23 protein-coding genes are annotated in these 23,124 nt (G+C 66.3%); 16 read left to right on the forward strand and 7 right to left on the reverse strand.

The features are described 5' to 3' along the window. Positions 1 to 5 precede the first annotated feature (5 nt). Positions 6 to 1,013 (reverse strand): cytochrome c oxidase subunit II, encoded by a 1,008-nt coding sequence (gene coxB / locus ACP69V_RS11415; protein WP_426023941.1) that lies wholly within the window; start codon positions 1,011 to 1,013, stop codon positions 6 to 8. Between the two features lie 254 nt (positions 1,014 to 1,267). Here coxB and ACP69V_RS11420 point away from each other — a divergent pair, with 254 nt between their 5' ends. From ACP69V_RS11420 to ACP69V_RS11440, 5 genes are all read left to right on the forward strand, one after another. Then, complete coding sequence (locus tag ACP69V_RS11420; protein WP_409718184.1) at positions 1,268 to 1,612, forward strand: PadR family transcriptional regulator; 345 nt, start codon at positions 1,268 to 1,270, stop codon at positions 1,610 to 1,612. Further along, positions 1,609 to 2,208 carry a DUF1700 domain-containing protein gene (locus tag ACP69V_RS11425; protein WP_426023942.1) on the forward strand — a complete coding sequence of 200 codons (600 nt, stop codon included), beginning with the start codon at positions 1,609 to 1,611 and terminating at the stop codon, positions 2,206 to 2,208. The genes ACP69V_RS11420 and ACP69V_RS11425 overlap by 4 nt, the downstream gene beginning before the upstream one ends. Further along, positions 2,205 to 2,987: a GIN domain-containing protein gene (locus tag ACP69V_RS11430; protein ID WP_426023943.1), complete on the forward strand. Its 783-nt coding sequence runs from the start codon at positions 2,205 to 2,207 to the stop codon at positions 2,985 to 2,987. The genes ACP69V_RS11425 and ACP69V_RS11430 overlap by 4 nt, the downstream gene beginning before the upstream one ends. Positions 2,988 to 3,188: 201 nt before the next feature. Then, on the forward strand, positions 3,189 to 5,276 hold the full coding sequence (locus ACP69V_RS11435) for a carbon starvation CstA family protein (RefSeq protein ID WP_426023944.1): 2,088 nt from the start codon (positions 3,189 to 3,191) through the stop codon (positions 5,274 to 5,276). Then, positions 5,269 to 5,502, forward strand: coding sequence for a YbdD/YjiX family protein (locus ACP69V_RS11440; RefSeq protein WP_426023945.1), 234 nt, complete (start codon positions 5,269 to 5,271; stop codon positions 5,500 to 5,502). Before ACP69V_RS11435 ends, ACP69V_RS11440 begins: the two co-directional genes overlap by 8 nt. A gap of 1 nt (position 5,503) precedes the next feature. Here ACP69V_RS11440 and ACP69V_RS11445 read toward each other — a convergent pair whose 3' ends face one another. Together ACP69V_RS11445 and ACP69V_RS11450 are read right to left on the reverse strand one after the other, a co-directional pair. Beyond that, the gene (locus tag ACP69V_RS11445; protein ID WP_426023946.1) at positions 5,504 to 6,775 is read right to left on the reverse strand and encodes a S41 family peptidase; all 1,272 of its coding nucleotides are present in this window, start codon (positions 6,773 to 6,775) and stop codon (positions 5,504 to 5,506) included. A gap of 61 nt (positions 6,776 to 6,836) precedes the next feature. Then, positions 6,837 to 7,547 carry an SDR family NAD(P)-dependent oxidoreductase gene (locus ACP69V_RS11450; RefSeq protein WP_426023947.1) on the reverse strand — a complete coding sequence of 237 codons (711 nt, stop codon included), beginning with the start codon at positions 7,545 to 7,547 and terminating at the stop codon, positions 6,837 to 6,839. A 41-nt stretch (positions 7,548 to 7,588) separates the two neighbouring features. On the opposite strand from ACP69V_RS11450, the gene ACP69V_RS11455 reads away from it, so the two are divergent. Further along, positions 7,589 to 8,293 carry an HAD family hydrolase gene (locus ACP69V_RS11455; RefSeq protein ID WP_426023948.1) on the forward strand — a complete coding sequence of 235 codons (705 nt, stop codon included), beginning with the start codon at positions 7,589 to 7,591 and terminating at the stop codon, positions 8,291 to 8,293. Here the strand turns inward: ACP69V_RS11455 and ACP69V_RS11460 are convergent. Both ACP69V_RS11460 and ACP69V_RS11465 read right to left on the reverse strand, forming a co-directional pair. Beyond that, on the reverse strand, positions 8,284 to 9,075 hold the full coding sequence (locus tag ACP69V_RS11460) for a hypothetical protein (RefSeq protein WP_426023949.1): 792 nt from the start codon (positions 9,073 to 9,075) through the stop codon (positions 8,284 to 8,286). The two genes, ACP69V_RS11455 and ACP69V_RS11460, sit on opposite strands and share 10 nt — an antisense overlap. An 84-nt stretch (positions 9,076 to 9,159) precedes the next feature. Beyond that, on the reverse strand, positions 9,160 to 12,135 hold the full coding sequence (locus ACP69V_RS11465) for a TonB-dependent receptor domain-containing protein (RefSeq protein WP_426023950.1): 2,976 nt from the start codon (positions 12,133 to 12,135) through the stop codon (positions 9,160 to 9,162). A 421-nt stretch (positions 12,136 to 12,556) separates the two neighbouring features. Here ACP69V_RS11465 and ACP69V_RS11470 point away from each other — a divergent pair, with 421 nt between their 5' ends. From ACP69V_RS11470 to ACP69V_RS11485, 4 genes are read left to right on the forward strand one after another with little or no spacing between them, the layout of a single operon-like run. Beyond that, positions 12,557 to 12,871, forward strand: a complete 315-nt coding sequence (locus ACP69V_RS11470; protein WP_426023951.1) for a hypothetical protein — start codon at positions 12,557 to 12,559, stop codon at positions 12,869 to 12,871. A gap of 25 nt (positions 12,872 to 12,896) precedes the next feature. After that, positions 12,897 to 16,334 carry a carbamoyl-phosphate synthase large subunit gene (gene carB, locus ACP69V_RS11475; RefSeq protein WP_426023952.1) on the forward strand — a complete coding sequence of 1,146 codons (3,438 nt, stop codon included), beginning with the start codon at positions 12,897 to 12,899 and terminating at the stop codon, positions 16,332 to 16,334. 23 nt (positions 16,335 to 16,357) lie between these two features. Continuing rightward, on the forward strand, positions 16,358 to 16,810 hold the full coding sequence (locus ACP69V_RS11480; protein ID WP_426023953.1) for a hypothetical protein: 453 nt from the start codon (positions 16,358 to 16,360) through the stop codon (positions 16,808 to 16,810). 21 nt (positions 16,811 to 16,831) lie between these two features. Beyond that, positions 16,832 to 17,110, forward strand: coding sequence for a DUF1294 domain-containing protein (locus tag ACP69V_RS11485; protein ID WP_426023954.1), 279 nt, complete (start codon positions 16,832 to 16,834; stop codon positions 17,108 to 17,110). Here the strand turns inward: ACP69V_RS11485 and ACP69V_RS11490 are convergent. After that, complete coding sequence (locus ACP69V_RS11490; RefSeq protein ID WP_426023955.1) at positions 17,100 to 18,398, reverse strand: dicarboxylate/amino acid:cation symporter; 1,299 nt, start codon at positions 18,396 to 18,398, stop codon at positions 17,100 to 17,102. The two genes, ACP69V_RS11485 and ACP69V_RS11490, sit on opposite strands and share 11 nt — an antisense overlap. A 127-nt stretch (positions 18,399 to 18,525) precedes the next feature. Between ACP69V_RS11490 and ACP69V_RS11495 the strand changes: the two genes are divergently transcribed. The 5 genes from ACP69V_RS11495 (at position 18,526) to ACP69V_RS11515 (ending at position 21,499) form a co-directional block, all read left to right on the forward strand. Then, entirely contained in the window at positions 18,526 to 18,738 is a 213-nt protein-coding gene (locus tag ACP69V_RS11495) for a cysteine protease (protein ID WP_346494836.1), read from the forward strand. Positions 18,739 to 18,808: 70 nt separating this feature from the next. Further along, the gene (locus tag ACP69V_RS11500) at positions 18,809 to 19,474 is read left to right on the forward strand and encodes a glutathione S-transferase family protein (RefSeq protein ID WP_426023956.1); all 666 of its coding nucleotides are present in this window, start codon (positions 18,809 to 18,811) and stop codon (positions 19,472 to 19,474) included. 54 nt (positions 19,475 to 19,528) lie between these two features. Beyond that, positions 19,529 to 19,729: a hypothetical protein gene (locus tag ACP69V_RS11505; RefSeq protein ID WP_346494834.1), complete on the forward strand. Its 201-nt coding sequence runs from the start codon at positions 19,529 to 19,531 to the stop codon at positions 19,727 to 19,729. Positions 19,730 to 19,875: 146 nt separating this feature from the next. Next, positions 19,876 to 20,349, forward strand: a complete 474-nt coding sequence (gene greA / locus ACP69V_RS11510; protein ID WP_346494833.1) for a transcription elongation factor GreA — start codon at positions 19,876 to 19,878, stop codon at positions 20,347 to 20,349. Between the two features lie 184 nt (positions 20,350 to 20,533). Next, entirely contained in the window at positions 20,534 to 21,499 is a 966-nt protein-coding gene (locus ACP69V_RS11515; protein WP_426023957.1) for a mitochondrial fission ELM1 family protein, read from the forward strand. A gap of 116 nt (positions 21,500 to 21,615) precedes the next feature. Here the strand turns inward: ACP69V_RS11515 and ACP69V_RS11520 are convergent, their stop codons facing one another. Further along, positions 21,616 to 21,912 (reverse strand): hypothetical protein, encoded by a 297-nt coding sequence (locus ACP69V_RS11520; RefSeq protein WP_426023958.1) that lies wholly within the window; start codon positions 21,910 to 21,912, stop codon positions 21,616 to 21,618. Positions 21,913 to 21,981: 69 nt separating this feature from the next. On the opposite strand from ACP69V_RS11520, the gene trxB reads away from it, so the two are divergent. Beyond that, the gene (trxB, locus tag ACP69V_RS11525) at positions 21,982 to 22,989 is read left to right on the forward strand and encodes a thioredoxin-disulfide reductase (RefSeq protein ID WP_426023959.1); all 1,008 of its coding nucleotides are present in this window, start codon (positions 21,982 to 21,984) and stop codon (positions 22,987 to 22,989) included. Positions 22,990 to 23,124: the final 135 nt, after the last annotated feature.

The following is a 23,124-nucleotide window of genomic DNA, read 5'->3' on the forward strand; positions in this document are numbered from 1 at the left end:
GCCTCTTACTGGGCGGCCGGCGCGGCGGGCGCCGCGGCGGGAACGGGTTGGTCAGCGGTGGCGCCGACGGGTGCGGCGGCCGGAGCGGCCTCGGCGGCTTCACCGGCGGCGGGCGCCCCGACGGCCGGAGTGACTGCCGGAGCGGCGGCCGGCGCGGGCTCTGCGACCTTCGGGGTCATCGAGCCGCCCTTGGAGGCGATCCACTGTTCGAACTGGGCCTGGGTCACGACCCGGATTTCCAGCGGCATGAAGGCGTGATCGACACCGCACAGTTCCGAGCACTGGCCATAGAAGACGCCGGTGCGCTCGGCCTTGAACCAAGTGGTGTTGATCCGGCCGGGAACGGCGTCGGTCTTCAGGCCGAACGCCGGCAGGGCGACGGCGTGAATGACGTCGGAAGCGGTGATGACCAGTTGCACGGTCTTGCCGACCGGCACGACCATCGGCTCGGTCGCGGCTAAGCGATACGGCACGCCCTTGGCCTTGGCTTCCTCTTCCGGGAGCATGTTGGAGATGTATTCGGCGACGCCCTGGTCCGGGTACTCATAGGCCCAGTTCCACTGGTTGCCGGTCACCTTCACCGTCACGTCCGGCGTCGGCATGTCGTGATAGGCGAACAGCAGGCGGAACGAGAACAGGGAGATGAAGACCAGGATCACCACCGGCAGCACGGTCCAGATGATCTCGACCGTGGTGTTGTGGCTCCAGCGCGCAGGCGTCGGATTGGACTTCTTGTTGTAGCGGAACACGATCCACGCCAGCAGGCCCAGCACCAGCAAGGTGATGGCCGTGATGATCGGCATCAGGATCACGTCGTGGAAGAAGTGCGCATCATGCTTCAGCGGCGACGCGGCCGGCTGCAAGCCGATGCCGCCCGGCGTCGGCTGGCCCATCAGGTCCTGCGCCCACGTCGGCGACGCGGCGAACATCGCCAGTCCGGCGCCCAGAACGATCGAAGACGCAGAAGCCGAAGCTCCTTTGAGCGTCCCTAGGGCTCGCTTGCCCATCCCCATACGAGACTTCCCCATAAAACCGTTTTGCAGCAGATACTTGCGAATGGCTCGCAAGAGATCACGCTGGCGCGATTCCCACGCCCGGCGATGTCGGTCACCTATCGGATCGCTTTCCGCTTGCCAAGCGATCAACGCCACAGAGGCCGCAAAGCCGCCGTCAACAGGCCTCGATTAAATCGCTGTCATGTTTCGCCAGCTACCTTGCATCAACAGATACCTTGCCGTAGTCAATGGTCATCAACAGGAGAGCCGAGGTGCCTGAAACCATCGAGATACAGCTGAAGAAGGGAGTGCTTGGGCTTTGCGTCCTGGCGCTTCTGAACCGGGCGGACAGCTACGCCTACGAGATCGCCAGCCGCCTGTCGGACGCGATCGATATGGGGGAAGGAACCATCTACCCCCTGATGCGCCGCATGCAGTCCGACGGACAGGTGGAGACCTATCTGGTCGAATCCTCCGCCGGGCCTTCACGCAAATACTATCGACTGACCGAAGCGGGCCGGGGGGCCCTCGCCGCCCAGACTGCCGAATGGTCCGCCTTCACCAAGGCCGTCGACGCCGTCGTGGCGAACGACGCCGATCAGGGAGCCGCACAATGACGCGCGCCGAGTTCATCGATCGTCTGAAGGAAGGCCTCGTCGGCCTGCCGACCGCGACCGCCAACGACATCATCGCCGACTATCAAACCCATTTCGACGACGGCATCGCCGCCGGCCGGACCGAGGCCGAAGTCGCGACCGCGCTAGGTGATCCGATCCGCCTGGCCCGCGAGCTGAAGGCCGAGGCCGGCATCCAGCGCTGGCATCAGGAGAAGAATCCCTCCGCCGCCGCCGCCGCCGTCTTCGCGGTCCTGGGTCTGGGGGCGCTCGACATCCTGATCCTGCTGCCCCTGCTGATGGGCGTGGTCGGGACCGTGTTCGGCTTCTTCATCGCCGCCATCGCCCTGTTCATCTGCGGCGGCGTGATCATGGTCGCCGGACCCTTCGCCGGCTTCCCCGGCGGACCGTTCGCGGCGATTCTGATGGGTCTGGGCCTGATGGCCGGCTCCGTCTTCATCGGCGCCCTGCTGGCCATCTTCACCATCTGGCTGGTCAACGGCGTCGTCTGGTTCGCCCGCCTGCACTATCGCCTGCTGAAGCCGGCGCTGGAGTCTTCGCCCACTCAATCCACGCCTGTTTCGGGAGTTTCGGCATGATCCGCACCCTGTTCATCATCGCCGGCGCCGCCCTGGTGCTGTGCCTGGTCACCGTCGGCGGCGCCCTCGCCATCGGCGGCCACGACCTCCAGCGCCACGGCTGGGCCTGGACCTTCAAGGACGACAATGGCGAGAGCGTCCGCTTCGAGCGGGTCAAGGGCGGTGGGACCGACGACCTCGGTCCCCTCACCACCCGCACCATTCCCTGGACCGGCGGCGAGAGCCTGACCGTCGATTCCAGCATCGACGTCGAATACATCCAGGGCGATGCGAACACCGTCGTCATCACCGGGCCCAAGGGTCTGACCGACCGGGTCCGCCTGGTCGATGGCCGGCTTGACCTGGGCGACGGCGACGAGCGGGTCGTGTTCGGCTGGAGCAGCGGCAACTTCACCGCACGCTCCGAGCGCGACGAGCTGAAGGTCGTGATCACCGCCCCGAAGGTGAACCGCTTCAACGCCAACGGTTCGGGCGATCTGCTGATCAACGCCTATGACCAGCCGTCGCTGGCGTTGGACATCGCCGGCTCGGCCGAGGTCACGGCCTCGGGCCGCACCGACGACCTGAAGGTGGACATCGCCGGGTCGGGCGACGCCTCCCTGGGCGACCTGACCACCCGCGACGCCTCGGTGGACATCGCCGGCTCAGGCGACGCCCGCATCGCCCCGTCGGGCCAGGTCAAGGTCGTCATCGCCGGCTCCGGCGACGTCGCCCTGGCCACCCGCGCCGCCAATGTGAACAGCACCATCACCGGCTCGGGCGAGGTGTATCAGGACTGATCGGCTTCAAGCCGTCGAACCGATAAGGGGGCTGGTCGAACCAGCCCCCTTTTTGTTTGGTCATTCTTGTCCTTTGAGGAAAGCTGTTCGCGAAGGCGTCTGGCCCGATTTTCTACGACTTTAGTCGATTGGCCTTGTCCCGCATTGTGGTGCAAACCAAGGGCGAGGGCCGCAGCCAGCCGGCCGGGAGAGGGATCTGTCGTGGGCAAACTCAGCACACCCATAATTTTCGGCGCCATCGCCATTCTGGGGGCCGTGTCCCTCGGTGTCATCGCCCTGCATCAGGGCGAGAGCATCAGTGCGGTCTGGATGGTGGTCGCCGCCGTCTGCACCTACGCCATCGCCTATCGGTTCTACGCCCGCTTCCTGGCCAACAAGGTGCTGAAGCTGGAGCCTGCGCGCCTGACGCCGGCCATGCGCCGCAACGACGGGCTGGACTATGTGCCGACGCCCCGCAACGTCCTGTTCGGTCACCACTTCGCCGCCATCGCCGGCGCGGGGCCGCTGGTCGGGCCGGTGCTGGCCGCCCAGATGGGCTATCTGCCCGGCGTGCTGTGGATCCTGGTCGGCGTGGTTCTGGCGGGCGCGGTGCAGGACATGATCGTCCTGTTCATGTCCACGCGTCGCGACGGCAAATCCCTCGGAGATATGATCCGCACCGAGATGGGCACCATCCCCGGCATCATCGCCCAAGTCGGCGTCCTGATGATCATGGTCATCATCCTGGCCGTTCTGGCCCTGGTCGTGGTCAAGGCCCTGGCCGAGAGCCCCTGGGGCACCTTCACCGTCGCCGCCACCATCCCCATCGCCATCTTCATGGGCCTGTACACCCGCTATCTACGGCCCGGCCGCGTGGGCGAGATTTCGGTCATCGGCGTCGTCCTGCTGATCCTGGCCATCATCGGCGGCGGCCATGTCGCGGCCGACCCGTTCTGGGGTCCGGCCTTCACCCTGACCGGCCCGACCCTGGCCATCCTGATGATGGTCTATGGCTTCATCGCCTCGGTCATTCCGGTCTGGCTGCTGCTGGCGCCGCGCGACTATCTGTCGACCTTCCTGAAGATCGGCGCCATCGTGGCCCTGGCCATCGGCATCCTGATCGTGCGTCCGCACCTGCAGATGCCGGCCGTCACCCCCTTCATCGACGGCACCGGCCCGGTCTTCGCGGGTGCCCTGTTCCCCTTCCTGTTCATCACCATTGCTTGCGGAGCGGTCTCAGGCTTCCACGCCCTGATCTCGTCGGGCACCACGCCCAAGCTGCTGGAGAACGAGAACCAGATCCCGCTGATCGGCTATGGCGCCATGCTGTGCGAAAGCTTCGTCGCCGTCATGGCCCTGATCGCCGCCACGGTCCTGGACCCGGCGGTCTATTTCGCCATGAACAGCCCGGTCGCCCTCATCGGCAACGATGCGGTCTCGGCCGCCGCCGCGGTCGCCCAGTGGGGCTTCCACATCACGCCCGGAGAGCTTGAGCAACTGGCCCGAGACGTGGGCGAGAACTCGATCCTGTCACGCGCGGGCGGCGCCCCGACCCTGGCGGTCGGCATGGCCCACATCCTGTCCAGCGTCATCGGCGGCCAGGCCATGATGGCCTTCTGGTATCACTTCGCCATCCTGTTCGAGGCCCTGTTCATCCTGACCACGGTCGACGCCGGCACCCGCGTCTGCCGCTTCATGATCCAGGACCTGCTGGGCGTCGCCGTGCCCAAGATGCGCGAGACCAAGTCGTGGAGCGCCAACGTCGTCGCCACGGCCCTGACGGTCGGTCTGTGGGGCTACTTCCTCTACACCGGCGTTGTCGATCCGCTGGGCGGCATCAACAGCCTGTGGCCCCTGTTCGGCATCGCCAACCAGATGCTGGCCGCCGTCGCCCTGATCCTCGGCACCGTCGTCCTGTTCAAGATGAAGCGCGAGAGATACGCCTGGGTCACCATGGTTCCGGCGACCTGGCTGTTGATCTGCACCCTGACGGCCGGCTTGCAGAAGCTGTTCCACCCCGAGGTCCGCATCGGCTTCCTGGCCCACGCCCGCAGGTATCAGGAGGCCTTGGGCGCCGGCGAGCTGATCGCCCCGGCCAAGAGCGTCGGCGACATGCACCGCATCATCGTCAACGACTACGTCAACTCGACGCTGACGGCGGGCTTCCTGTTCGTGGTCGTCACCATGGTGATCTACGGCGTGCTGGCGTGCCGCAAGGCCTACCGCAACAACCGGCCGACCGTGCGCGAATATCCCGAAGCGCACGACCTGACGCCGGCCGACGAAGCCGCGGACATCGCCCGTGCCTAACCCCTCGAACGAGGACCTGCTCTGCCTGTGCCGCGACACCGCCCTGCGGTGGGGTCGCGGCGTCAGGCGCACGGCGGGCGCCATGATCGGCCAGCCGGATTATGACGCCTACGTCGCCCATGCGACCGCGACCCACGCCGACCAGCCGCCGCTGGACAAGACGGCCTTCTTCCGTCTGCACGAACAGCGCCGTTTTGGCGGGGCCGGCGGCTTCAAATGCTGCTGATCTAGATGCCGCTGGCGGCGGTGTCCGTCCGAGCCCGATCCTCCGCCTGAAGCGCCGCGATGGCGGCCTCCAGCGCGGGGTCGTCGCCGGCGCGGCGCTGGGCCACGCTGCGGGGCGCGGCGATGTCGGGCGTGACGCCCCGCTTTTCCAGCCGCATGCCGCCCGAGGTCACGAAATCGGCTCGGCTGAGCGTCAGTTTCCCACCGTCGGGCAGATTGGTCTCCTGCGCGATCAGCACAGATCCCCCCGTCTTCTCGCCCACCACGATCCCGCGACGCGCCTCCTGCAAGGCGGCAGGCGTCAGTTCCGCCGCGCTTCGGCTGCCCTGGTCCACCAGCACCGCGACGTCATTGGCCAGGGGATCGCGCCGGTCGCCGCAGTCGCCCGCCGCCCTCAGCACCACCGCCCGGCCGCTGCGCCCCCTCCGCGTGGCCCAGGCCTGATTGGCGGGCAGGAAACAGGTCAGGACGGCCTCCGCCTCCATCAAACGCCCCCCCGGATTGCCGCGCAGGTCCAGCACCACATCGACATCGGCCGGCAAACCTTCCAGCTCGCTGCCCATCCAGGCGCCCAGCCCCTTGTCGAACTGCTCGACCCGCAGCACCAGCACGCCCGGCCGCGACTTGTCCGCCGTGAACGGCTCGACCGCGTCCATTACGCGCGGCGTCAGGGCGGTCTCGTGCCGCTGACCCGTCTCGTCCGTCAGGACCAGCTGCACCGGCTGTCCTTCGTGCGTCTCGACATCCGGCCCCCAGGGCCGACCGTCGACCGAGTTCAGCGACCAGCCCAGTTGCACCCCCGCCTCCTCGGCCGGCGAACCGGGCCGGATGCGTTCGATGGTCCAGTCGTCGGGCGTCTCGCCCCGCATCAGGGTCAGCCCCATCACGGCCCGCCGCGCGAACTGAGCCTCCTGGCGGCGCACGGCGGCCGGGGGGCTGGCGGCCGCATGGCCGTCGTCCAGCAGGTCCAGCATCTCGTTGATGACCCGGTACAGCCCCCGCTCGTCGGTCGCCACCAGGGCCTGGGGCCGGAACTGCGCCCGCGCCGCGTTCCAGTCCACGCCGTGCAGGGTCGGGTCGTAATAGCCGCGCCGGACCTCGCTCCACACCCGGTCGAACACCCGCTGGTTCAGACGGACGCGGTCTCGCGTCTGGGGCGCCGATACGGACTGGATCGACAGGGCCGAGCCGGCCGGCTGGGCCATCGCCGGGCCGTTCAACGGCAGGCCGAGCAACAAGAGGCTGAAAAGCCGGGCGGAAACTCTGACGCGCATGGACGGCATCTGAGGCCAGACGCCCCTTTGGCTCAAGTCACGACTGCGCGTTATTGGCGCGTCATTCCGGCACCCGCGCCCCGTCCCAGGCGAAGACCCCGCCGCTGTCGGCCGGCGTCAGGCCCGACAGAACCGCCAGCAGCCGCTCGGCGGAATGGTCGGCGGTGAACAGCCGCCCCTCGGCCACCCCCTTCTGGAACGGCGCGCTCAGCCCCGTATCCACCGTGCCGGGATGCAGGCCGGCGATCACCGCCTTCGGGTGGCTGCGCCCCATCTCGACAGCCAGATTGCGCAGGATCATGTTCAGCGCCGCCTTGGATGCGCGATAGGCGTGCCAGCCGCCCAGCCGGTTGTCGCCTATCGACCCCACCCGCGCCGACAGGGCCGCGAACACCGCCCGCCGATCCCGCGGCATCAGCGGCAGCAGGTGTTTGGCCGCCAGCGCCGGCCCGACCGCATTGATTCGGTAGTCCCGCAGCATGTGATCGGCATCGAGCTGGCGTAAGGACCGCTCCGGCTGAAACCCGTCGTGCAGCACGCCGGTCGCCAGCACGATCAAGGTCGGCGCCGGCCCCTGGCCGATCCGTTCGGCGGCGCGGACCAGACCGGCCTCGTCCTCCAGATCGGCCGCCAGGCCTTGCGCGCCCGCCACATCAGCGCCCGACCGCGACACGGCCCAGACCGTCTCGAACGCGCCGCTCGCCAAAATCTGCTCGACCATCGCCCGGCCGATGCCGCCCGTCGCACCGATCACCACAGCCGATCCGTTCATCGCGTCTCCCCTCCTGGTTCGTCCCATGATAGGGGCGCGGCATGAGCATCACCACGGTCGGCCTCGATGCCGACGACACCCTCTGGCACAACGAGACGATCTTCCGCCTGACCCATGCGCGGTTCGTCGATCTTCTGGCCGACCACGGCGACGAACCGACCATCGAGGCGCGTCTCGCCGAGACCGAACAACGCAATCTGCGTCTCTACGGTTACGGCATCAAGGGCTTCACCCTGTCGATGATCGAGACGGCGATGGAGCTGACGAACGGCGAGGCCCCGCCCCATGTCGTGCGCGAAATCCTGGGCGCCGGCCGCGAGATGCTGGCCCACCCGGTCGAGACCCTGCCCGGCGTGGACGAGGTCGTCGCCGAACTGTCCGAGAAATACCGCCTCGTCCTGATCACCAAGGGCGACCTCTTGGACCAAGAACGCAAGCTGGCCGCCTCGGGCCTGGGCGACCGTTTCAGCGCCGTCGAGATCGTCTCCGAAAAGGACCGCACGACCTACGACCGCATCTTCACCCGCCACGGCACCGGCGCCGTCGAGGCCGTCATGGCCGGCAACTCCATGAAGTCCGACGTCCTGCCCGCCATCGCCGCCGGCGCCTTCGGCGTCCACATCCCCTACCACGTCACCTGGGCCCACGAACTGGCCGACGCACCCGTGAACGAGCCCCGCTACGTCTTCCTGGCCCGCATCGGCGAACTGCCCGACTGGATCGCGGCGATCGCGGATCAGACGTAGCCGAGCAGCGCCCGCAGACCCGGCGCGTGAAAGTCCACGAGAGCCTTTTGCGTCGGTGAAAGCTCCGCAGGGAAGGTGATGGCTTTGGCCGGCTTGAGGTTTTCCCGGGCCGTGCGGCTATAGCGCCGGTCTGCGCCAATGACGGCCCTCTCGCGCCAGTCGTCGGGTCGCTCGATCCCGCAAGCCTTGAACAGCTCGGCGAACAAGATGTCAGCCTGCGGCGAGTCGATGGACTGAATGGCGCCCAGCAGATCCTCGTACCGGATGAGATGCACGCCCGTACCCAGCCAGGCGGCCGCATTGTGCATGAAGATATCGATCAGGCCAGGCGACTTCTGATGGATGCCGAAGATCATCATGTTGATCAGGGCGTCGGCTGAGAACACGCCGGATTTCAGGTGTGCGATATTGTCCTGCTGAAACTCCTCGGACACGAAGAAGCGCGCCCGCGCCAGCACCCAGTCGTAGGGATCGCGCACCATCAGAACGTGCCGCGCCGTCCGCACATTGGCGTAGGATTGGTCGCTGAACAGCAGGTGTGCTGCACTTATCATCGGCGCATGCGGATTGAAGGCGTCCAGGTGCAGATGCATGTTCGGCACCTGAACGAAGTCGGCCTTGTAGTGCTGTTCGACGGGGACGAACATCCGCATGATGTTGCGCAACAGATGCGTGCCGCCCTTGGGCACGCTGTTGAGCATGACCGGCTGTTTCAACGGCTGCTGCGAAAACCGGACGACCTGTTCGTCGAGGGTGTCGGGGATACCGCCGATACGGGCCATGTCCAGATCTCTTACGTTGTCGCACATGAGAACGGGGCGGCGGATCGCTCCGCCGCCCCGTGACGTCTTTGCCGGATTGCGACCTTAGAAGGTCTTGCTCACCCGAAGGAAGCCCCGACGACCATAGAAGGCTTCGGTGTACTGCGATCCGAAGACCGAGTTGCCCTGAACGGTCGTGGCGAACGAACTCGCCGCCGGCGGCAGTTCGTCGAACACGTTCGACACCCCGCCGCTGACCCGCCAGCCGTTGTCGCTGTCGTAGCTCAACGAGACGCTGTGGAAGCTGGTGAACTCAGCCACGGCCTTCACCTCGACCCGACGACCGTCGATGGTTTCGAACAGGTCGCCGTTGTCGTCGATGTAGTCGAAGCGGCTGTCCTGGTTTCCGATCCAGTCAAAGCCCCAGAACGCGGTCCACGGACCATGCGCCAGGCTGGCGTTGATGTTGCCGACCAGTTCCGGATTGCCGATGCGGCCCAGCGGATTGACCGGTGCATCCTCGAACAACGCGGTCCGATCTTCCAGGGTCCAGGTCGTCTGGCTGTCCAGAGTCAGTTCGCCCCACGGCGTGTCGGTGATGTAGCGAACAGTGAAGTCCAGTCCGCGGTTGGTTTGTTCGGCGACGTTCAGATACGAATCGCGCACCTGAATGATGCCGCTGGAGTTCACGTCGCGATCGAACTGGTTGCAGATCGGATCGGTCGGGAAGTTGTCGGAGGTGTAGCAGGCATTGAGAATGCCCGCCGCGCCAAGGTTACGAACCTCGTCCTTGATCTCGATTTCGAAGTAATCCACCGCCAGGCTCAGACCGCTGTTGGGCGGCGTGAGGACCACACCCAGAACCGTGGCCTTGGAGGTTTCAGGCTCCAGAACGCCCAGACCGCCGCCGGTCACAATTGTCGCCGAAGACGGCGCGCCTGCGTAAGCCCCATCGACCCCGCCGCCCGGCCCCGCGGCGCTGGTGCAATTGTTATAGACCTGCTGCGAGACGGAACCGTCCGCGAGCCTGTTGTCCAGGTTCAAGCAGGGGTCGATGGAGCGTTGCGCCAGGAAGCTAGTCTGATCGGCCAGATAAAGTTCGAACAGCGCAGGCGCGCGGAACGAGGTGCCGTGCGATGCGCGGAACCTGATGCCGTCCATCAGCTCCCAGTTCAGCCCGACCTTGTAGGTGGTGGCGCTGCCCGACGTCTTGGTGTCGGTGTAGCGGCTTGAGAGAGACAGATCGAGTTCACGCGCAAACGGCACATTCTTCAGAAGCGGCACCGCCAATTCGGCATAGACTTCGCGGGTCTCGTCCGAGCCTGCGGTGATGCCCGAGCCGGAAAGGCCCCAGCTGTTGTCCGCCAGTGTGACTGCGCCCGGCGTGTCGTTGATCTCGTCACGACGAATATGGAAGCCCAGCGCGAGGCCGAGAGGACCCGCAGGCAGTTCCATCAGGTCACCCCCGATGAAGCCTTCGACATAAGTCTGTTCGTAAAGGGTGTTGCCCGTCTCAGTGTCGAACAGGAAGGCGCGCTCTTCGTCCGTCAGGCGACCTGCCAGGAAGTCTGGATCGGTGAAATCGACGTCGATGCATGGACGCCCGCTGATCGGCAAATTCGACCCGACACAGCTCGATGTCTTGAAGCTGGTCGAGTCCACTGCATCCTGAAGGATGACGTCGGAGGTGTAATCACCGTCCGAGCGGCTGTACTGGACGAACACATCCCACTTCCAGTTCTTGAGCGGCCCAACGCTGAGGTCGCCACGAATACCGGCGACACCACGCATATAGTCAACGCGCTGCGATTGGTCGAAGTGGTCGGTGATCGGCGTAGCGCTGAGAAGATTCGGGCCGGTAAAGCCCGTTACGGGGTCGCCGCCCGATCCCGGACCGTAAATGTAGTCGAAGAAATCAGCGGTGTAAGTGTAGTTCCAGAACTGGCGGAACCCGTCGGTACGGCTCTCGCGACGGTTCAGAAGGAACTCCCCATAGATTTCGGCGCTGCCGAGTTCATACGCCCCTTCGATAAAGGCGGTGTAACGATCGACCTCAGGAATGATGGACGCTTCTCTGGCGAAGTCCGGCAGGTTGTTCGTCACCGCCCGCGATGGCGTGTCGTAGTTGACCAGATAGAATCCGGCCGGTGCATTGGCGTACTGAGCCGAAACGGCGGGATCCGTCGGTCTCGTCGGGATATACTGACCAAGGTCGCCGTCGTAGTCGAACTGGAAGCGGCCGGCGCGACCGGAGAAGTCGTCGCCATAGACGTAAACCTGGCCCCACGGCGTGTCCGTGCATTGCGGCTGGCCGGTGCGTGGATCGATACGGTCAGCCCGGTTGCGCGTGCCCGGCTCGAATACATATTGGTTGGTGCAGATCAGATAATCACGGTCCCCAGCGCGCAGCGCTTCCTGGCGATAATAGTCCGCCGAAAAGTTGACGTGGCCACGATCGAACTTTTTGCCGAAGGATCCAGAGATATTGAACTGCTCGCCACCGCCCTCGAACGGCGCTGTCGCGAAGACGGACATCTCGCCGCCATCACGGTTCTGGTCGGTGATCAGGTTGACCACGCCGGCGACGGCGTCGGAGCCGTAGATCGATGAGGCGCCGTCCTTGAGGATGTCGATGCGGTTGATGGCGGACTGAGGGATGACGTTCAGATCGAACGAAGAAACGCCGCCACGGGTGCCTGCTGGGCCCGCACGACGACCATTCAACAGAACCAGGGTGCGGTTAGCGCCTAGGCCACGCAGCGAGATCGTGGCCGCGCCCGGTCCGCCGTCGGTGACGAAGGCGCTTGAGATGGCCGAGTTCACCTGGGGCGAGCCCGCCGCCAGGGTGGACGACTGAAGGAACTGAGCGGTGTCGCTGATGCCGCGCTGCTCGGCGCGCTCGGACGTCAGAACCTGAACCGGCGATGCGCTGGTGAACTCGTTGCGGGGAATGCGCGAACCCGTCACCACGATTTCGCCGACTTCCGTGGCCGCCTCTGCGCCCTGCTCGCCTTCGGCGGTGGGGGGCGTCTGCTGCGCCATGGCCGGTAGAGCCACCATCAGACCAACGGCTGAGAACATGCTGCCAGCCAGCAAACGAGAACGACGGTATGTCAAATTCAGACCCCTCGAAGTTATTAAGCGGCGCCGTTGAGCAGACCGCCGCATTAATACTCACGTATTGGAACGCGAGTTTGGATGCAGCACCCTAAGGCCTTTGCATGGCCCCATCCAAGCCCTGAATGTGACCATCGCGCAACATAATGGCCACAAATGACCATACATTATGGAGATTACATGAGGCGCGTCCTGCTTCGTGGCGTCTTTGTGTCCACATCACGCGCAAACCCGGACGATATGGCGCCGCTTGATGTTTCGGGTTGCCCCCTCGCCCCTCCCTCTCTAAACGGGCCGCTTAACCGACAAGCAGACGTGAGCGTCGCAGGGCCAGGCTCTGCGGGGACTTCTCGCGCGCGTAGAGAACGAAGGACGACGCAGCCCCTTGGACGCCTCGGACATCAGTCATGACGAACGCGACGCCATGGTGCGCGCGGCGCTGGCCGAACAGGGCGACAGCGGCGTGACCCCGCGTCACACGCGATTCTATTTTTATGGCGAAGGCGACCACGGCGACCTGAACGAGGTCGCGCGTCGCGCCGGCTTCCTGACCGGCGGCGCCGACGATTCCACCACACTTGAGACCACCATGGCGGTGGACGAGGCGTCGTTCGCCGCGACCTCCGCCATGATGCAGACCTGGGCCGCAGCGTTTCAGCTGGACTATGACGGCTGGGACTGCGCGATCGTGACCCATTAGCGTTCAATAAGAAGAAGAGCTGGCGATGCCCAAGCGCACAGACATAAAGTCCATCCTCATCATCGGCGCCGGCCCGATCGTCATCGGCCAGGCGTGCGAGTTCGACTATTCCGGCGTCCAGGCCTGCAAGGCGCTGAAGGCGGAGGGGTACCGGGTCATTCTGGTCAACTCGAACCCCGCCACCATCATGACGGACCCCGAGGTGGCCGACGCCACCTATATCGAGCCGATCACGCCCGAGATGGTCGAGAAGATCATCGCCAAGGAACGCCCCGACGCGCTTCTGCCCACCATGGGCGGCCAGACCGCGCTGAACACCGCCCTGGCCTTGGACGCCTCGGGCGCGCTGAAGAAGTACGGCGTCGAGATGATCGGCGCGAAAGCCGAGGTCATCGACAAGGCCGAGGATCGCCAGAAATTCCGCGACGCCATGGACAAGCTGGGTCTGGAATCGCCCCGCTCCAAGGCCGCCCATTCGATGGAAGAGGCGCTGGACGGGCTGGAGTTCGTCGGCCTGCCCGCCGTCGTCCGTCCGTCCTTCACCCTGGCCGGCACCGGCGGCGGCATCGCCTTCAACCGCGAGGAGTTCGAGGAGATCGTCCTGCGCGGTCTCGACCTGTCGCCAACGACCGAGGTCCTGATCGAGGAATCGGTGCTGGGCTGGAAGGAATACGAGATGGAGGTCGTCCGCGACACGGCGGACAACTGCATCATCATCTGCTCGATCGAGAACATCGACCCGATGGGCGTCCACACCGGCGACAGCATCACCGTCGCCCCTGCGCTCACGCTGACCGACAAGGAATATCAGCGGATGCGGACCGGCTCGATCAACGTCCTGCGCGAGATCGGCGTCGAGACCGGCGGATCGAACGTCCAGTGGGCCATCAATCCGGCTGACGGCCGCATGGTGGTGATCGAGATGAACCCGCGCGTGTCGCGCTCGTCGGCGCTTGCGTCCAAGGCCACCGGCTTCCCCATCGCCAAGGTCGCCGCGCGTCTGGCCGTCGGCTACACCCTGGACGAACTGACCAACGACATCACCCAGGTCACGCCGGCCTCATTCGAGCCCAGCATCGACTATGTCGTCACCAAGATTCCCCGCTTCGCCTTCGAGAAATACCCCGGTTCGGAGCCCCTGCTGGGCACCTCGATGAAGTCGGTGGGCGAGGTCATGGCCATCGGCCGCACCTTCCAGGAATCGATGCAGAAAGCTCTTCGCGGGCTTGAGACCGGCCTGTCGGGCTTCGATGAGATCGAGATCGACGGCGTGGAGGGGGCCGACGGCGACACCGCGCGCAACGCCGTGATCCGCGCCCTGGGCATCCCGACGCCCGACCGTATCCGCGTCATCGCCCAGGCCTTCCGTCACGGCCTGACGGTGGAAGAGGTCAACGCCGCCTGTTCCTACGAGCCCTGGTTCCTGCGCCAGATCGCCGACATCGTGCGCGAGGAAGGCCACATCCGGGTCAAGGGCCTGCCTGGCCAGAAGAGCCCCTCCGTCTCTCCGCTTCGCTCCGAGCCACCTCCCCCCGCTTCGCGCGGGGAGGAGACAGACATCGCCGCCTCGTCTCCTCTCCACGTCAGTGGGGAGGGGGACCGCGAAGCGGTGGAGGGGCTCTCGGAGGCCGCCATCGAATTCCGCCGCCTGAAGGCCAAGGGCTTCTCCGACGCACGCCTGGCGCAGCTGACAGGACAGACGGAAAAGCAGGTCCGCGCCCTGCGCCGGTCCCTGAACGTCCGCCCCGTCTTCAAGCGCATCGACACCTGCGCGGCCGAGTTCGCCAGCGCCACCGCCTATATGTATTCGACCTATGAGACCGGCGCCCTGGGCCAGATCCCCGAGTGCGAATCCGAGCCGACGAACAGGAAGAAGGCCATCATCCTGGGCGGCGGTCCGAACCGGATCGGCCAGGGGATCGAGTTCGACTATTGCTGCTGCCACGCGGCGTTTGCCTTCGCCGACATCGGCGTCGAGTCGATCATGGTCAACTGCAACCCCGAGACTGTCTCGACCGACTACGACACCTCCGACCGCCTGTATTTTGAGCCGCTGACGGCCGAGGACGTGCTAGAGCTGATCGAGGTCGAACGCTCGAACGGCGACCTCATCGGCTGCGTCGTCCAGTTCGGCGGCCAGACCCCGCTGAAGCTGGCCCACGCCCTTCAGGAAGATGGCATCCCGGTGCTGGGCACGTCCGTCGACTCCATCGACCTGGCCGAGGACCGCGAGCGGTTCCAGCAGATGCTGGAAGGCATCGGCCTGCGCCAGCCGCCCAACGGCCTGGCCCGTTCGGCCGAGGAAGCCGCCCAGAAGGCCGAAGAGGTCGGCTATCCCGTCGTGCTACGGCCCTCCTACGTCCTGGGCGGACGCGGCATGATGATCGTCCACGACCGCGAACAGCTGGACCGCTACGTCCACGAGGCGATGCGCGTCTCGGGCTCGGACCCCGTCCTGATCGACCACTATCTGAACCGCGCTACCGAGGTGGACGTGGACGCCCTGTGCGACGACGAGACGGTCTTCGTCGCCGGCGTGCTGGAACATATCGAGGAAGCCGGCGTCCACTCGGGCGACAGCGCCTGCTCCATGCCGCCCTGGTCCCTGTCGGCCGAAACGGTGGCCGAGCTGAAGCGCCAGACCACCGAAATGGCCAAGGCCCTGAAGGTGCGCGGCCTGATGAACGTGCAGTTCGCCATCGAAGAGCCGCACAGCGAGAACCCGCGCATCTTCGTGCTGGAGGTGAACCCGCGCGCGTCCCGCACCGCGCCCTTCGTGGCCAAGACCATCGGCCAGCCGATCGCCTCGATCGCGGCCAAGGTCATGGCCGGCGTGCCGCTGAAATCCTTCGGCCTGACCGACAAGCCCTACGACCATATCGCGGTCAAGGAAGCCGTCTTCCCCTTCGCCCGCTTCGCCGGGGTGGACACCATCCTGGGCCCGGAAATGCGCTCGACCGGCGAGGTCATGGGCCTGGACTGGAAGCGTGAGGGCGAGGCCGACATGGCCCCCGCCTTCGCCCGCGCCTTCGCCAAGTCCCAGATCGGCGGCGGCGTCACCCTGCCCACCTCGGGCTGCGCCTTCATCTCGGTCAAGGACGAGGACAAGGCCTTCATCGTCGATGCAGCCAGGACGCTTCTGGCCGAGGGCTTCACCCTGATCGCCACCGGCGGCACCCACAGCTACCTGGTCGAACAGGGGCTGGAGGTCGGCCTGGTCAAGAAGGTGCTGGAAGGCCGCCCGCACATCGTGGACGCCATGAAGAACGGCGAGGTCCACCTGGTCTTCAACACCACCTCGGGCAAACAGTCGCTGCAGGACAGCTTCTCCCTGCGCCGCACCGCCCTGATGATGAAGATCCCCTACTACACCACCACCGCCGGCGCCCTCGCAGCGGCCCAGGCCATCGGCGCCATCAAGGCCGGCGACCTGGACGTGAAGGCGATCCAGGAATACAGCTAAGGTTCAACCTCAAGGAGAACCTTATGGGCCTCGCCGCTATCGTAGCCGCCGTAAGTTTCATGGCGGCGACGCCGTCGCTTGCTCTCGACCTGAATGACGCCACCACGCCGATCAGTGCTGCGGGCGAGGCAGAGGTCGCCCGTCTGACCGAGCCGTTCTTCAGAAGCCTGAAGGCGGCCGACGCCACCAAGGCCTACGCCGACCTGTTCAAGGGAACCCTTCTGGAAAGCAAGACCGTCGAGGTGGCGCAGTTGGCGACGCAGACCAACTTCGTCCTGCAGACCTATGGGGCAGTATCCAGCTGGGAACTGGCCTCGTCGGAGTGCATGACCGACTACATCTGCAAGCTGGTCTACGTCGTCCGCCTGGACAAGGGACCGGTGGCCTTCTGGATCTACGCCTACCGCCAACCGACCGGCGTTTGGCAACCGACCTATGTGCTGCTGGGCGACTCGCCGCAGTTCTTCTTCAAATAGGCGTCTTGGGTCAGGCGGCTGATGTCCCATCTCGATCTCGCGCTGATTGCGATCCTGATCGCTGAGATCGCGGGCTTCCTGACCTTCGCCTCGGACAAGCAAAGGGCCAAGGCCGGCCTGTGGCGCACGCCGGAGGCGACCCTGTTGCTGTTCGGCCTGATCGGCGGTCTCGGCGCCTGGATGGGTCAGCATTTGCTCCGCCACAAGACGCGAAAGGAGCCGTTCAGGACGCAGTTCGGCCTCGTCGTCGCCCTGCATTTGATCCTGCTGGCGGCCGGCGCGGCCTGGATCATCCTGTAACGGGATAGTCCTCTTCCTCCCCGTCCTCCCCCGCCACGATCCGGGTCGCGGCCAGGTCGGCGGTGACGTTGCCGACGGTGCGGAAGATGTCGGGGATGACCTCGACCGCCAGCAGTAGGGGCAACACGCCCAGCGGCAGGCCCATGGCCAGGCAGATGGGGCCGATGGCGGCGAAGAAGCTGACCTGGCCCGGCAGGCCGACCGAGGCGATGGACACGGCGATGGCCGTCAGCCCCCCCGCGATCAGCACGCCCAGGCTCAGCTCGACCCCGTGCAGCTGCGCCACATAGAGGCAGACCGCCAGGTTGGCGACCGGGCTGGTGATGCGGAACACCGCCACGGCCAGCGGCAGGACCAGACCGGCCGAGGTCTGGGGCACGCCCAGCCAGTCGCGCGCCCGCTCGATCATGACCGGCAGGCTGGCCAGCGACGACTGGGTCGAGACGGCGACGACCTGGGCCGGGGCGACGGCGCGGGCGAACCGGGCCAGCGAGATCCGTCCCCAGACGACGGCGACGACATAGATGATCAGGATCAGGCCGATCTGGCTGAGGCAGACGATGGCGACATAGTGGGCCAGCGTCCCCGCCACCCCCAGCCCGGCCCGTAAGCCCACGCCCAGCGCCAGGGCGAACACGCCGAACGGCGCGGCCAGCAGCACCCAGTGGACGATCACCACCATCGTCTCGGCCACCGCCTCGAAGAAGCCCGCCAGCGGCCGGCGCAACTCCGTCTTGATCCGGGTCGCGGCGAAACCGAAGGCGACGGCGAAGACCACGACCGCCAACACCCCGTCGTCCGCCGCCGCCTTGATCACATTCGCCGGCGCCAAACTGGCCAGGAAGGCGCGCAGGCCGTCCGTCCGCGCCGCCTCGCCCACGGTCGCCAGCGAATCGGTCGTCACCCCGGCCAGCAGCCCCCGGCCCGCCTCCGGATCGATGGGCCAGACCGCCAGCAGGCCCAGCCCCGCCAGGATCGCATAGACGGTCGCCCCGACCAGCAGAACGCCGAACACCACCAGCGACCGCACGGCGATCCGCCCCGTCGCGGCGGCGTCGGCGATGGAGACGATGCCGGTCACCAGCAGGCTGAACACTAGGGGAATGACCGTCATGCGCAGCGCATTCAGCCAGACCTGGCCCAGGCTTTCGACCACCCCCAGCGATCCGGTCAGCCACGACGCCTGCGTCCCCTGCGCCAGGGCCCCGACCACCACGCCCGCGACCAGGGCGGCGATGACGAAAAAGCTCAACGAGGTGAAGAAGGCGGCGATGCGAGATTGGCTCATAGGCCAGAGCTAGCACCGCTTTTCGCGGCGCGCGCGCCAAACCTTCTGTCGGCCATCTTCAGTTCATGTCGTCGCAGGGCGAACCGCGACGCCTGACGGCGCGTTAAGTCGCCAAAGGAGATCAACCATGTCCCGTCTGCACAAACTCGTTCCCATGCTCGGCGGCCTGCTGCTGTCCAGGGGCGGTCGCCGCGTCGCCGGTCGCCATGCCGGCAAGCTGGCCCTGGCCACCCTGGCCTATGAGGTCTGGCGCAACCGCCGCGAAGGCGCCAAGCCCCAGGTCACGCCCAAGCCTGCGCCCGAGCCGCGTGCGCGGTGGAGCGGTCGTCGGCCGCGCTAGGACCGGATTCCCCGCTCGACTTCCCTCGCGGCAATGCGAATAGTCTCGCCTCGCCGCCTGGAGCCCACCCATGATCAAAGTCCATCACCTGAACGACAGCCGTTCGCAGCGCGTCCTGTGGCTGCTGGAAGAGCTGGGCCTGGACTATGAGGTCGTCCGCTATGAGCGCAACGCCGGCAACCGTCTGGCCCCGCCCGAACTGCTGGCTATCCACCCCCTGGGCAAGTCGCCGGTGATCGAGGACGGCGGGGTCAAGGTCGCCGAGACCGGGGCCATCGTCGAATATCTGCTGGATGCCTACGGCCAGGGTCGGCTGCGGCCGGCGGCGGGGACCGAGGACGGTCGTCGCTTCACCTACTGGCTGCACTATGCCGAGGGTTCGGCCATGCCGCCCCTGCTGCTGAAACTGGTGTTCGGCATGCTGCCGCGCCGCGCACCGGCCCTGCTGAAGCCCCTGGTCAAGAGCATCGCGAACAAGGCCCTGACCAGCTTCGTCGATCCCCAGCTCAAGACCCACGTCGGCTTCTGGGAGGATGAACTCGGCCGGTCCGAATGGTTCGCAGGCGATCAGTTCACGGCCGCCGACATCATGATGAGCTTCCCCGTCGAGGCCGGTGCCGACCGCGCATTCGACGCCGCGACGAAACCCCGCCTGAAAGCCTTCCTGTCCCGCATCCACGCCCGCCCCGCCTATCAGCGCGCCCTGGAGCGCGGCGGCCCCTACAGTTACGCGTGATCGGATCGTGATCGGGGCGACGCAACCCGGCGTCGCCCAGCACGTTGATAGGCCATGCGCCTTCAAACCATTCAGATCGTGGCCGGACTTGCAGCGGCCGTCGCCTTCATCCTGGCCTTCATGGCTGCCGGAGCCGCCCTCGTATCGGGCCTGTTCATGCTGGCCGGCCTCGCCGCCGTCGCCTGGCTGGCCTACAGCCTGATCAAGGGCGTCCTGCGCCGCGATCCCAAGTCCGAACCGCCCGCGCGAGCCTGATGTTTTCATCGGCTCGGGGTCCCGCTCTTGAAATCTTGAGCGGGAAACCCTAGTATTGATGCCCGGCCGCGCCCGCCCCGCGGCCTTTTGTATGCTTACTTCGCGTCTTTCCAGTCTCCGGGCGAACCAGAAAAATCACGACACCAATGGAAAAAGTGCCGATGACGGGCGAGGGCTACCGTGTCCTCGACGATCAACTGAAGCAATTGAAGTCGGTCGAAAGGCCGAGCGTCATCGCGGCCATCTCCGAGGCCCGCGAACATGGCGACCTGTCTGAAAACGCCGAATACCACGCCGCCAAGGAGCGGCAGGGTTGGATCGAAGGCCAGATCGCGGACATCGAGGACAAGATCAGCCGCGCCCAGGTCATCGACGTGTCGAAACTGTCGGGCAGCCAAGTCAAGTTCGGCGCCACGGTCACCGTGGTCGATGAGGACACCGAGGACGAGGCCCGCTATCAGATCGTCGGCGAACACGAAGCCGACGTGAAGAAGGGCAAGGTCTCCATCGCCTCGCCCATCGCCCGCGCCATGATCTCCAAGGAGGTCGGCGACGTCGTCGAGGTCAACACCCCCGGCGGCGTGAAGGCCTACGAAATCCTCAAGGTCGAGTGGAAGTAAGCCAAACCTCGCACGACCTTCTCCCTCCCCGTTCCGGGGAGGGTCGTCGCGCAGCGGCGGGGTGGGGGCGGCCCGGCGGGGACGCACTGTCTGAAACACGTAAGGTCCGTGGGGTTTCGCTCTGCCCTCCCCACCCGACCTCGCTACGCTCGGCCACCCTCCCCCGCAGGGGGAGGGAGAGCAGATGACTCCACCCCTCTCCATCTGGGTCGTTTCAGACGGCCGCGCCGGCATCGAGAACCAGGCGCTGGGCCTCGCCGAGGCCGTTCAGCGCCTGACCCCGGCCGAGATCGCGATCAAACACATCCGCTGGCGGCCGCTGTTCGACCGCCTGCCTTCGGTGTTGAAGACCCCGGCCATGCTGGCCTCCGCGCCTCTGACAGCCCCGTGGCCCGATCTGTGGATCGCCACCGGCCGAGCCACTCTTCCCCTCTCGACCCGCATCAAGGCCTGGAGCGGCGGCAAGACCTTCGTCGTCCAGACTCAGGATCCGCGCTGGGCCAATGATCGCTACGACCTGATCGTGGCCCCCGCCCATGACGAACTGTCGGGCGACAATGTCTTCGAGATCACCGGCTCGCCCCACCGCATCACGCCCCAGCGGATCGCCGAGGCCGCGCCCGCCTTCGCCGACCGGATCGCCTCCCTGCCCCATCCGCGCGTCGCCGTGCTGATCGGCGGCAAGTCCAGGGCCTTCGACCTGCCCGAGGCCCATGCGGCGGATCTGGCGGACCAGATCGCGGACGCCGTGCGGGCGTCGGGCGGCTCGTTGATGCTGACCTTCTCGCGCCGGACGCCGGACGCGGCCAAGGCGGCGATGACCGCGCGCCTGTCGGACCTGCCCGGCTGGATCTGGGACGGGACCGGCGACAACCCCCTGTTCGGCTTCCTGCATTTCGCCGACCATGTGCTGGTCACCGAGGACAGCGCCAACATGGCCGCCGAGGCCTCCTCGACCGGCAAGCCGGTCCACATCCTGCCGATGATCCCGCTGAAATCCGGCGACAAGTTCGCCCGCCTGCACGACGACCTGCAATCACGCGGCGCGACGCAGCCCTTCGACGGCACGCTGGACAGCTGGACCTACGCCCCTCTGGCCGAGACCGACCGCGCGGCGCGCGCGGTTCTGGAAGCGATGCGGGCGCGCTGACGACGTCCGATCCTGACGCAGGCGTGACCTAGGGTCGATCCACGGCCAGGGAGGCGCTTTAAGAATCGCTCGCAAAAATCTGCACTAAAGTGCACTCAAAAAAATTGCAGTGGCGTTTAATCGCCCCCACCGCCGCCATCCCCGCCGCCGTCCGAGCCTCCGTCGTGGCCGCCTTGATGATGCGTGTCCGAGGACGGGATCACCGCGCCGCCGCCGTCCGACCCGTCGCCTTTCCTGGCGGGCTTGGCCTTGGCGTTGACCGCGCCCATCAGCGCAACGCCCAGGCCCGATCCGATGGCCGTGCCCAGGGCGAGACCCAGGCCGATGTTGTCCATCGCGGCGCCCAGCGCCACCCCGATCGACACCCCCACGCCGATCCCGATCGGCAAAAAGGCTGCACCCTTGTTGGTCATCCCCATCTCCCCTTCTCGTCAGACGAGACTAGCATCGCGCAAACGGGAATCAGCCCCTAGATAGGGGCCATGACCCAAGCTCGTACCGTCCGCGTCGCCATCATCGGTTCCGGCCCCGCCGGCTGGACCGCCGCCATCTACGCCGCCCGCGCCTCGCTGAACCCCGTCGTCATCGCCGGCATCCAGCCCGGCGGCCAGCTGACCATCACCACCGATGTCGAGAACTATCCTGGCTTCGCCGACACCATCCAGGGCCCGTGGCTGATGGAGCAGATGCAGGCCCAGGCCCTGCACGTCGGGACCGAGGTCATCCATGACATCGTCGTTTCCGCCGACCTGTCGCAACGTCCGTTCCGGCTGAAGCTGGACGGCGGGGACGAGATCCTGGCAGAGACCATCATCATCTCCACCGGCGCCCAGGCCAAATGGCTGGGGCTGGAGAGCGAGGCCGCCTATCAGGGCTTCGGCGTCTCGGCCTGCGCCACCTGCGACGGCTTCTTCTATCGCGGCAAGGAGGTCGTGGTGGTCGGCGGCGGCAACACCGCCGTCGAAGAGGCGCTGTTCCTGACCAACTTCGCCTCCAAGGTCACCGTCATCCACCGCAAGGACGAGTTCCGCGCCGAGAAGATCCTGCAGGATCGCCTGTTCGCCCACCCCAAGATCGAGGTGATCTGGAACGTGGCCATCGAGGAGATCGTCGGCGTCGTCGACGGCATGGCCAAGAACGTCACGGGCGTCCGGCTGAAGAACGTCCAGGACGGATCGACCCAGGACATCCCCGCTGACGGCGTCTTCATCGCCATCGGCCACGCCCCGTCGTCGGAGCTGTTCAAGGGTCAGCTGGAGACCAACTCGGGCGGCTATCTACGGGTCAAGCCCGGCACGGCCTCGACCGAGATCGAGGGCGTCTGGGCCGCCGGCGACGTGACCGACGACGTCTATCGCCAGGCCGTCACCGCCGCCGGCATGGGCTGCATGGCCGCCCTGGAAGTCAGCCGCTTCCTCGCCGAAGAAGACCACGCCAAGGCCCACAACCCCATCAGCCACGCCGAGGCGGAGAAGATCGGGGTCTGGTAGGCCTTCTATTTTAGAACCCCGTCATCCTAGGCCTTGTGCCTAGGATCCAGAGACTCCGTCGAAGACGGTGCGCACGCTTTCGACACCGGGCGTATGGATCCTCGGGACAAGCCCGAGGATGACGGGATTGAATGG

It is taken from the genome of Brevundimonas sp. PWP3-1b1, from assembly GCF_049896065.1.
Classification (GTDB): Bacteria; Pseudomonadota; Alphaproteobacteria; order Caulobacterales; family Caulobacteraceae; genus Brevundimonas; species Brevundimonas intermedia_B.

Excerpts from the sequence above, each read along its gene's own strand:
- ACP69V_RS11460 (WP_426023949.1), bottom strand. The coding sequence starts at position 9,075 with ATGGCCCGTATCGGCGGTATCCCCGACACCCTCGACGAACAGGTCGTC.
- ACP69V_RS11430 (WP_426023943.1), top strand. The coding sequence starts at position 2,205 with ATGATCCGCACCCTGTTCATCATCGCCGGCGCCGCCCTGGTGCTGTGC.
- greA (WP_346494833.1), top strand. The coding sequence starts at position 19,876 with ATGGAAAAAGTGCCGATGACGGGCGAGGGCTACCGTGTCCTCGACGAT.
- carB (WP_426023952.1), top strand. The coding sequence starts at position 12,897 with ATGCCCAAGCGCACAGACATAAAGTCCATCCTCATCATCGGCGCCGGC.
- ACP69V_RS11480 (WP_426023953.1), top strand. The coding sequence starts at position 16,358 with ATGGGCCTCGCCGCTATCGTAGCCGCCGTAAGTTTCATGGCGGCGACG.
- ACP69V_RS11500 (WP_426023956.1), top strand. The coding sequence starts at position 18,809 with ATGATCAAAGTCCATCACCTGAACGACAGCCGTTCGCAGCGCGTCCTG.
- ACP69V_RS11490 (WP_426023955.1), bottom strand. The coding sequence starts at position 18,398 with ATGAGCCAATCTCGCATCGCCGCCTTCTTCACCTCGTTGAGCTTTTTC.
- ACP69V_RS11505 (WP_346494834.1), top strand. The coding sequence starts at position 19,529 with ATGCGCCTTCAAACCATTCAGATCGTGGCCGGACTTGCAGCGGCCGTC.
- ACP69V_RS11520 (WP_426023958.1), bottom strand. The coding sequence starts at position 21,912 with ATGACCAACAAGGGTGCAGCCTTTTTGCCGATCGGGATCGGCGTGGGG.
- ACP69V_RS11445 (WP_426023946.1), bottom strand. The coding sequence starts at position 6,775 with ATGCGCGTCAGAGTTTCCGCCCGGCTTTTCAGCCTCTTGTTGCTCGGC.
- coxB (WP_426023941.1), bottom strand. The coding sequence starts at position 1,013 with ATGGGGATGGGCAAGCGAGCCCTAGGGACGCTCAAAGGAGCTTCGGCT.
- ACP69V_RS11465 (WP_426023950.1), bottom strand. The coding sequence starts at position 12,135 with ATGTTCTCAGCCGTTGGTCTGATGGTGGCTCTACCGGCCATGGCGCAG.
- ACP69V_RS11450 (WP_426023947.1), bottom strand. The coding sequence starts at position 7,547 with ATGAACGGATCGGCTGTGGTGATCGGTGCGACGGGCGGCATCGGCCGG.
- trxB (WP_426023959.1), top strand. The coding sequence starts at position 21,982 with ATGACCCAAGCTCGTACCGTCCGCGTCGCCATCATCGGTTCCGGCCCC.
- ACP69V_RS11455 (WP_426023948.1), top strand. The coding sequence starts at position 7,589 with ATGAGCATCACCACGGTCGGCCTCGATGCCGACGACACCCTCTGGCAC.
- ACP69V_RS11515 (WP_426023957.1), top strand. The coding sequence starts at position 20,534 with ATGACTCCACCCCTCTCCATCTGGGTCGTTTCAGACGGCCGCGCCGGC.
- ACP69V_RS11425 (WP_426023942.1), top strand. The coding sequence starts at position 1,609 with ATGACGCGCGCCGAGTTCATCGATCGTCTGAAGGAAGGCCTCGTCGGC.
- ACP69V_RS11495 (WP_346494836.1), top strand. The coding sequence starts at position 18,526 with ATGTCCCGTCTGCACAAACTCGTTCCCATGCTCGGCGGCCTGCTGCTG.
- ACP69V_RS11485 (WP_426023954.1), top strand. The coding sequence starts at position 16,832 with ATGTCCCATCTCGATCTCGCGCTGATTGCGATCCTGATCGCTGAGATC.